We start from the raw sequence: 7922 nt of genomic DNA on the forward strand, positions 1-7922 counted from the left end.
GATGGGAATAGATCAAAATATCTGTAGTTACAGATAATGTGCCATCCGGCGATGGGAATAGATCAAAATATCTGTAGTTACAGATAATGTGCCATCCGGCGCACTCCACCCCCGCACGAAAGGAAGCGCCATGCCGCAGCAAGGCCGCCTTGCCGTCGTCCGCCGCTTCGGACCACCCGAAGTCATCGCCATCGAATCCCACCCGCTCGCACCGCTCGGCGCGCGCCAGGTGCGCGTCGCCGTCCGCATCGGCGGACTGAACCCGGTGGACGCGCGCCGCCGTGGCGGCGCCTTCGGGGGCGGAGTGCCGATGACCCTCGGCACCGAGTTCGCGGGCGTCGTCATCGAGTCGAACGACTCGGCATGGAAGCACGGCGACGAGGTCATCGGCTGGGGCGTCGCGGCCGCGGACGCCGACGCCGTAATCACGGACGGCACCCAGCTGCAGGCCAAGCCCGCCGATCTGTCGTGGGAGATCGCCGGCGGATTGAGCGGGGTAGGCCAGTCCGCTCTCACGGCCCTCGATGCGCTCACCCTGAACGAGGGCGATCTCATCGTCGTGCACGGCGCGGCCGGCGGGGTCGGCACCGTCCTGGTGCAGTCCGCCGTCGCCCGCGGCATCCGGGTGATCGGCACCGCAAGTCCGACGAGCCTCGACTATGTGCGCGCACTTGGTGCGATCCCGATCGCATATGGCCCCGGCCTCGCCGAGCGGCTCGCCGAGGCATCCGCAGGCGACACGATCGTCGCCTCCATCGACCTCGCGGGCAGCCCCGAAGCCGGCGACATCGCCCACTCGGTGCAGGCGAACGGCGGCCAGGCCGTCACGCTCGTCCCCGAGACGATGTCGTCGCACCGCCTCCGGCTCGTGCAGACCCAGCGGTCCGCCGCGCGCCTGCGACAGCTGCTCGACTCCGTCGCCGACGGAAGCCTGCGCTTCCCCGTGACCACCCTGCCGTTCACCGACATCGTGGAGGCCCACCGCCGCCTCGACGCCAAGCATGCCAACGGCAAGCTCGTGCTCGATCTGTCGGACAACCCGCTGCTGCCCATCGCGGCTGAGGAGGTCTGACATGGCATCCATCGCCCTCATCGGCCCCGGCCGGCACGGCACCGCGATCGCGCGGCTCTTCGCCGCGCACGGCGTCGACGTGACGCTCTTCCATCACCGCCCGCACAAGGCCGATGCCGCGCTCGCTGCGGTGCGCGCCGCAGCCCGCGGCGCAGAGGTGCGCACTGCCGCCACGATCCGAGAGGCCGTCGCCGACCACGAGCTCGTCGTGCTCACGACCCTGTGGGATGCGCCCCAGCGAAGCGTCATCGGCGAACTCGGCGACGAACTCGTCGGGCGGATCCTGCTCGACGTCTCGAACCCGCTCGACGTCACGCCGGCGGGGATCATCCCGCGCCGACCCGCGCAGGGCTCGGCCGGGCAGTTCGTCGCCACGCTGCTGCCGACGGGTGCGGGTCACGCGAAGGCCTTCTCGAACCTGCCCACCGCGGCCATCGAGAGCGACGCCGACCACGACCCGCTCGCGGTGCTGCCGTTCGCGGCGGAATCCGCCCGCACCGCCGAGCGCGTCCGTTCGTATCTCGACGTCATCGGGTGGCTGCCCTGGCTCGTCGGCGACATCAGCCGCTCGGCCGATCTGGAGATCGGCGGCCGCTTCAACAGTGCGGTCGGCCGATGGGGCCGTGCCCGATTGGATGCCGCAGAGATGAGCCGGCTCGCCGGCCCCGAGGCCACACTGGCCGGTCAGCGCGCCGGTTCTGCCTTCGGTGCAGCGGCGGCGGGCCTGTCCGCCTCGCAGCGCTGACCGCCGTCAGTCACACCGGGTCGGCCGACTCCGCATCGGCCGGCCCGGAAGCGTCCGGGGCAGACGATACGCCCTCGTGTGAGGCGAACCTGCGTGCGAAGCGCAGCAGCACCTCGACCTCGTCGTCATCGATCAGCGGCTCGAACTCCCGGACGAGGCTCGCCCGGTGCGCCTGCGTCGCCGCCTCGATCCGTTCCCGCCCTTCCGAAGTGAGCGAGAGGCGTGCGACTCGCGCGTCCTGCGCGGAGGCGGTGCGCGAGATCAGACCGGCGTCCGCGAGGCGGGCGATGAGGTGCGACGCCGAGCCCGAGGTGTAGAGCAGGGATTGCGCGAGCTGGGTCGCCGTCAGCGTGTGCTTGGGCGCTTCCCAGAGCGCCAGCAGGGCTTCGTACCAGGTCACCGGCAGGCCATGCTCGGTCTTCAGCTCGGTGGCGAGTCGCAGCAGCATCGACCGCTGCCCGTAGAGCAGCCCGCGCCAGATCTCCTGTCGCGGGGTGAGTGCACGTGTCATCCCGACCTCCGTCACCATGACACCACATGCCGATCGCCTCGCTCGGCGCACTACTTCCAGACGGTGGGCCACTGACCGCCCGCGCCACCGGCCGCGCACCTATTCTGAAGAGGTGGGAGACGAGCCGTCCGGCGGCGTCACGCACGCCGAGCGGAGCGAGCTCGACGCGCTCCGAAGGCGCGCCTATGGGCCGGATGCCGACATCCATGGCGACCCTCTGGCGCTGGCGCGCCTGCGAGAACTCGAGGATCGGGTTCGGCCCGAGCGCCTTGCGGTAGACCCGGCACGCGTCCCCTTCGTCGGCGGGATCGTCGCGGACCGGCCGAGCTCCCCTGCGCCCGGCACGGATCCCCCGTCCGGGGTGACGATCGTCGAGACCGCACCGGAGCGCCGACGGCCTTCGGGTCGGATGCTTGGCGTCGGCGCGGTGGCGGCGGCGGCTCTGATCGGCGCGATCGCCTGGAGTGGGATCCGGAGCGCTCCGGCAGACGATCTCCCGGTCGGATCCGCCCCGACCGCGGCCGTGAAGGCGCAGCGCGAGGTCGCTGACCAGCGGGTGCTCGACGACCTGCGCGACGACGTGCTGGCGCTTCCCGGCGTGGGCATCACGAAGCTGCTGGTGCGCGACGAGCTCCGGCCGTACGGGCTCGTCTACGGCCGCACGGTTGGCGTCGGCCGAACGGTCGACCACCAGTTCTGCATGATCATCGCCGATGTGCCCGCGGCATCCATCACCTGCATCTCGGGCCGGAATTCCAACGGGACGCCGGTGACGGTCACCCTTCCCGCCTGGTACCCCAACCTGGAGAGCGATCCGTACGCACCGGTCGGCGAGCTGGTGTCGTACACCCTGATGCCCGGAGGCAGCGTCGTCGCGGTGCCCGCCGAGTGACGCTGCCGGGTGCGCCCCAGACCGACTACGCGGGATTCTGGATGACTCCCGTGAGGAATGTGGGGCCGGTGAGCACGCCCTCGGCAAAGGTGACGTCGGTGCCCGTTATCGCACCCGTCACCACGATCTTGTTGCGGTTTGCGGTGCCAAGCCAGTACCAGAGGAAGGTGGCCGTGTTCGACCCGGTGCCGCTCAGCGCGACCGGCCAGCGCAGCACCACCTGCCTCGCGGAGAGCGACATCACCATCCAACTGCGAAGAATCGTCGGCGGGGCCGCTCCGATACTGTCGAGCGCGATACTCGCCCCGGGCAGTGTCCTGATCGTGACCTCGATGTAGTGCCCGTCGGCGGGATCGAAGCCCTGAGGATACGAGCCCATCCGCGGATTGCCCTGCACATTGTTCGGGTAGATCCCGATGTTGGCGTTCAGCGTGATGTTCTGCGGAGGCGATGCCGCGAAGGCCGGCGTGGGTGCAGCCACCAGGATCGCGGGTGCAGCCCATCCCCACTTCATCACCGTCCGGCGGGAGACGGGCGGCCCAGAGGGCTCTTCGTGACCGTGCTCGGTATCGGTCATGGTCCCCCCCGGGATCGCGGTCCTGGTGCCCACGCTAGTGGCGCCGAGCAGCCATCCGTCGGGCAGGCGCGCGGGAAGCGGGAGACCGCCTGCCGGGCTACCAGCCCACGAGGGCGTCGGCGGGCGTGCGCCCGACGGCGACCGGACGCTCCCGCGACCGCGACCAGTGACTCCAGGAACCGGTGTAGATGCGCGTTTCGACTCCGGCATGCGCGAACGCGAGCGCCGAGTGCGTCGACGCGATCCCCGCGCCGCAGTAGAGCGTGATCTGGCGGTGGACATCCACCCCGGCCGCCTCGACCGTGGCGAGGATCGCCTCGGGAGATTTGAGCGTGCCGTCGGGTGCGATGTGGGTCACTGTCGGGATGTTGACGGCGCCGGGGATGTGGCCGGCGGCCGGATCGAGTCCGGGAGTGAGCCCGCGATAGTGCTCCGGAGCCCGGACGTCGATGAGGAATCCGTCGATCGGAGCGCGGGCGGCGTCATCGATCGTCGCGACCCCTGGGTCGATGTCGAGCAGATGCACCGTGCCCGGCTCGGACACGCGGTCACCGACCTCGAGGGGCAGTCCTGCGGCCACCCAGGCCCGGATCCCGCCATCGAGCACCCGGATGTCGACTCCCCGGCGGCGCAGGAGCCACCATGCGCGCGCCGCCGCGACGGCATCGTTGTCGTCGTACGCGACGACGAGGTCGCCGTCGTCGATCCCCCAGCCACGCGCGGACTGCTCGAGGCGGTCCACCGACGGGAGGGGATAGCGTCCGCCCTCGGGGTACCCGCGGACGGCCAGATCGGACTCCAGATCGACGTAGACCGCCCCGGGCAGGTGGCCGGCGACGTACGCGGGCCGGCCCTCCGGAGTGTCCAGGCGCCAGCGCACGTCCAGGACGCGCACCGGCCGGTCAGCGGAGAGTTCTGCGGCGAGTTCGTTCGGGTGGATCAGGTGGGGCACAGGACGAGTGTCCCGCCGTCGGTGGATGCGCTCCCACAACGGACGACATACAGCGCAACCTGGGCGAGATCCAACGTCGATTCACGACGCATTCCGACACATTCCGGCGCCTGGGGACCGCTCTCCGCGCGGATGTTACGCCGCGTGAACGGTCATTGCGCCATGTGATGACGCGGATCGCGCGCCGCGCGGCCGGTTCATAACGTTGCGGAGCACCCGCGGTGATCGCGGACTCCCTCCCAGCGAAGAGGACACCACCCCATGAGCACGACCACCACGACGGCACCCGTCGCAGTAAGCGACCCGCCCCCACTCACCGCGCCGGCCGCGGGCTCGGAGCGCGCCGATCTGGGAAGCATGCAGGTCGTCCACACGCGCCACTGGTTCCGCTGGACGCTCAGCGCGATCCTCATCTTCGCGATCGCGCAGTTCGTCTGGTCGCTGGTCACGAACGCGAACTACGAGTGGGACGTCTTCGCGAGCTACTTCTTCTCGACGCCGGTGCTCGTCGGGATCGGGTACACGCTGTCGCTGACCGCGATCGCGGCGACGATCGGATTCGCGCTGGGCACGGTGCTCGCCCTCGGCCGGCTGTCGAAGTCGGTGCTGCTGAGCTCCATCGCCTGGACGTACATCTGGTTCTTCCGCTCGGTGCCGCTCGTCGTGCAGATCATCGTCTGGTACAACCTCGGTTACCTGTACCCCACCCTGGGGCTCGGCACTCCGTTCACGACCGACTTCTGGATCGTGGAGTTCCCGACGGTCCAGCTGATCAGCGCCTTCGCCGCCGCGATCCTCGGACTCGGGCTGCACCAGGCCGCCTACTCTGCGGAGATCATCCGCGGCGGCCTCATCTCCGTCGACCAGGGCCAGCAGGAGGCGGCCGCGGCCCTCGGCATCCCGGCCCGCAAGCGGCTCCTGCGCATCATCCTGCCGCAGGCCATGCGCTCGATCGTCCCGAACGCGACCAACGAGGTGATCGGTCTCGTCAAGGGCGCATCGGTCGTCTTCGTCATCGCGATCCCCGAGCTCTTCTACGCCGTTCAGGTGATCTACAACCGCAACAGCCGGGTGATCCCGCTGCTCCTGGTCGCTGTGGTCTGGTACACGCTCATCACCACGATCCTGAGCGTCCTGCAGTACTACATCGAGCGCCACTACGCCCGCGGGTCCGTCCGCACCCTCCCGCCGACCCCGTTCCAGCGATTCCGCCGCTGGTCGGGTGCGCAATGGGCTCGCCTCGGTGACGACAGCAGCGCGAAGGCGCCGCCGGCGGGCCGCGGCATCCCGCCCCTTTCCCTGACTCCGGATGCCGGAATCGACGCGAACGAGGAAACCCGATGAGCACGATCACCGACACGAGCGCCACCCCCACCACCAGGGGCCTCGTCGAGATCCACAACGTCCACAAGTCGTACAGCGGCGTCGAGGTGCTCCGTGGTATCGACCTGACGGTGCAGCCCGGCGAGGTCGTGGCGATCCTCGGTCCCAGCGGCTCGGGCAAGTCCACCCTCCTGCGCACGATCAACCACCTCGAATCCGTCGACCGGGGCTCGGTCACCGTCGACGGTCAGCTGATCGGCTACGAGCGCCGCGGCGACAAGCTCTACGAGCTGCGCGAGAAGGAGATCCTCAAGCGCCGCACGCAGATCGGCATCGTGTTCCAGAACTTCAACCTGTTCCCGCACCTCACCGCGCTGGAGAACATCACCGAAGCGCCGATCGACCTCGGACTCGCCACCAAAGACGAGGCCCGCGAGCAGGCGCTGGAGCTCCTGGCGCGAGTCGACCTGAGCGACAAGGCCGGGCACTATCCGCGCCAGCTGTCCGGGGGCCAGCAGCAGCGAGTTGCGATCGCCCGCGCGCTCGCTCTTCACCCGAAGGTGCTGCTCTTCGACGAGCCCACGAGCGCCCTGGACCCTGAGCTGGTCGGCGAGGTCCTCGACGTCATCCGGGGCCTCGCCCGCAGCGGAACGACGCTCATCATCGTCACGCACGAGATCGGCTTCGCTCGCGAAGTCGCCGATCGGGTCGTGTTCGTCGACGACGGGGTCATCGTCGAGCAGGGCACCCCCGACGTCGTCCTCACCCACCCGGAGCACCCGCGCACGCGGGAGTTCCTCGCCAAGGTACTGGCCTGACGCGCCGCGTCAGAGCCCACCCGCATCACCCCAAGAGAGAGATAACCGCACCATGGCAATCAGCAAGAAGCAGGGCATCGCGATCGGCGTCGGCGTCGTCGCGGTGGCCGCGATCGTCGGCGGCGTGTTCGCCGCGATCAACCTCAACAGCGGCACCGCAGAGGCGGCAGCGCCCGAGCCCACGAAGACCAACACGGCGACCGACGAGGTCACCTGGTTCCACACCGATCCTGTTCCGGAGGCTGTCGACGCGCTGGCCGCGAGCGGCTTCACGCCGATCAACCCCGGCAAGCTCACCGTCGCGGTCGGCGCCTTCACGCCGCCGCTGAGCTACCAGCCGGAAGGCACCACCGCGGCCACCGACGTCGCCGGCACCGAGCCGAACCTCGGCGCGCTCATCGCCGAAGGCCTGGGCCTCGAATACAACCCGCAGGTCGTGGCATGGGCGGACTGGCCGCTGGGCATCCAGTCCGGCAAGTACGACCTCATCACGGCGAACGTCACCGTGACCGAGGAGCGCAAGGAGCTCTACGACTTCGCCAGCTACCGCGACGACCTCCTGGGCTTCTATGTGCAGGCGGATAGTGACATCACCTCGATCAAGGAGGCCGCGGACATCTCGGGCCTGAAGATCACGGTCGGCTCCGGCACCAACCAGGAGCAGGTGCTCCTGGCTTGGAACGCGGAACTCGAGGCGGATGGCAAGGCGCCCGCGGAGCTCAGCTACTACGACGACGCTGCGGCCGCGACCCTGGCCCTGCAGTCCGGTCGTGTCGATGCCTCGTTCGGCCCCAACGCCACCGCGGCGTGGTCGGCGCTCGAGACGGGTGACACGAAGCTCGTCGGCATCGTCCCCGGCGGCTGGCCGAACACGGCGAACATCGCCGCCGGCACGGCGAAGGGCAACGGCCTGATCGAGCCCGTCAGCATCGTGCTGAACGCGCTCATCGAGGACGGCACCTACACCGAGCTCCTGACCTTCTGGGGCCTGGACTCCGAGGGCATCGACTCCTCCGAGATCAACCCTCCTGG

9 protein-coding genes are annotated in these 7922 nt (G+C 69.5%); 6 read left to right on the top strand and 3 right to left on the bottom strand.

What is annotated here, in order from left to right:
• The first annotated feature begins 130 nt into the window (after positions 1 to 130).
• Positions 131 to 1072 (top strand): NADP-dependent oxidoreductase, encoded by a 942-nt coding sequence (locus AC1DVT_RS15905; RefSeq protein WP_477389967.1) that lies wholly within the window; start codon positions 131 to 133, stop codon positions 1070 to 1072.
• Between the two features lies 1 nt (position 1073).
• Positions 1074 to 1817 (top strand): NAD(P)-binding domain-containing protein, encoded by a 744-nt coding sequence (locus tag AC1DVT_RS15910; RefSeq protein WP_477389968.1) that lies wholly within the window; start codon positions 1074 to 1076, stop codon positions 1815 to 1817.
• A 10-nt stretch (positions 1818 to 1827) separates the two neighbouring features.
• Here AC1DVT_RS15910 and AC1DVT_RS15915 read toward each other — a convergent pair whose 3' ends face one another.
• Positions 1828 to 2328 carry a MarR family winged helix-turn-helix transcriptional regulator gene (locus tag AC1DVT_RS15915; protein ID WP_477389969.1) on the bottom strand — a complete coding sequence of 167 codons (501 nt, stop codon included), beginning with the start codon at positions 2326 to 2328 and terminating at the stop codon, positions 1828 to 1830.
• A 112-nt stretch (positions 2329 to 2440) separates the two neighbouring features.
• Between AC1DVT_RS15915 and AC1DVT_RS15920 the strand changes: the two genes are divergently transcribed.
• Entirely contained in the window at positions 2441 to 3220 is a 780-nt protein-coding gene (locus AC1DVT_RS15920) for a hypothetical protein (RefSeq protein ID WP_477389970.1), read from the top strand.
• Between the two features lie 25 nt (positions 3221 to 3245).
• On the opposite strand, the gene AC1DVT_RS15925 is transcribed toward AC1DVT_RS15920, so the two are convergent.
• Together AC1DVT_RS15925 and AC1DVT_RS15930 are read right to left on the bottom strand one after the other, a co-directional pair.
• Positions 3246 to 3797, bottom strand: coding sequence for a hypothetical protein (locus AC1DVT_RS15925; protein WP_477389971.1), 552 nt, complete (start codon positions 3795 to 3797; stop codon positions 3246 to 3248).
• A gap of 97 nt (positions 3798 to 3894) precedes the next feature.
• Positions 3895 to 4749: a sulfurtransferase gene (locus AC1DVT_RS15930; RefSeq protein WP_477389972.1), complete on the bottom strand. Its 855-nt coding sequence runs from the start codon at positions 4747 to 4749 to the stop codon at positions 3895 to 3897.
• A 261-nt stretch (positions 4750 to 5010) separates the two neighbouring features.
• Between AC1DVT_RS15930 and AC1DVT_RS15935 the strand changes: the two genes are divergently transcribed.
• The 3 genes from AC1DVT_RS15935 to AC1DVT_RS15945 all read left to right on the top strand — a co-directional run.
• Positions 5011 to 6093, top strand: a complete 1083-nt coding sequence (locus AC1DVT_RS15935) for an amino acid ABC transporter permease (protein WP_457101313.1) — start codon at positions 5011 to 5013, stop codon at positions 6091 to 6093.
• The gene (locus tag AC1DVT_RS15940) at positions 6090 to 6890 is read left to right on the top strand and encodes an amino acid ABC transporter ATP-binding protein (protein WP_477389973.1); all 801 of its coding nucleotides are present in this window, start codon (positions 6090 to 6092) and stop codon (positions 6888 to 6890) included. Before AC1DVT_RS15935 ends, AC1DVT_RS15940 begins: the two co-directional genes overlap by 4 nt.
• Before the next feature lie 52 nt (positions 6891 to 6942).
• The coding region (locus tag AC1DVT_RS15945) for an ABC transporter substrate-binding protein (RefSeq protein ID WP_477389974.1) at positions 6943 to 7922 on the top strand (980 nt) is incomplete at its 3' end.

The organism is Microbacterium sp. P2_F9 (genome assembly GCF_056403635.1).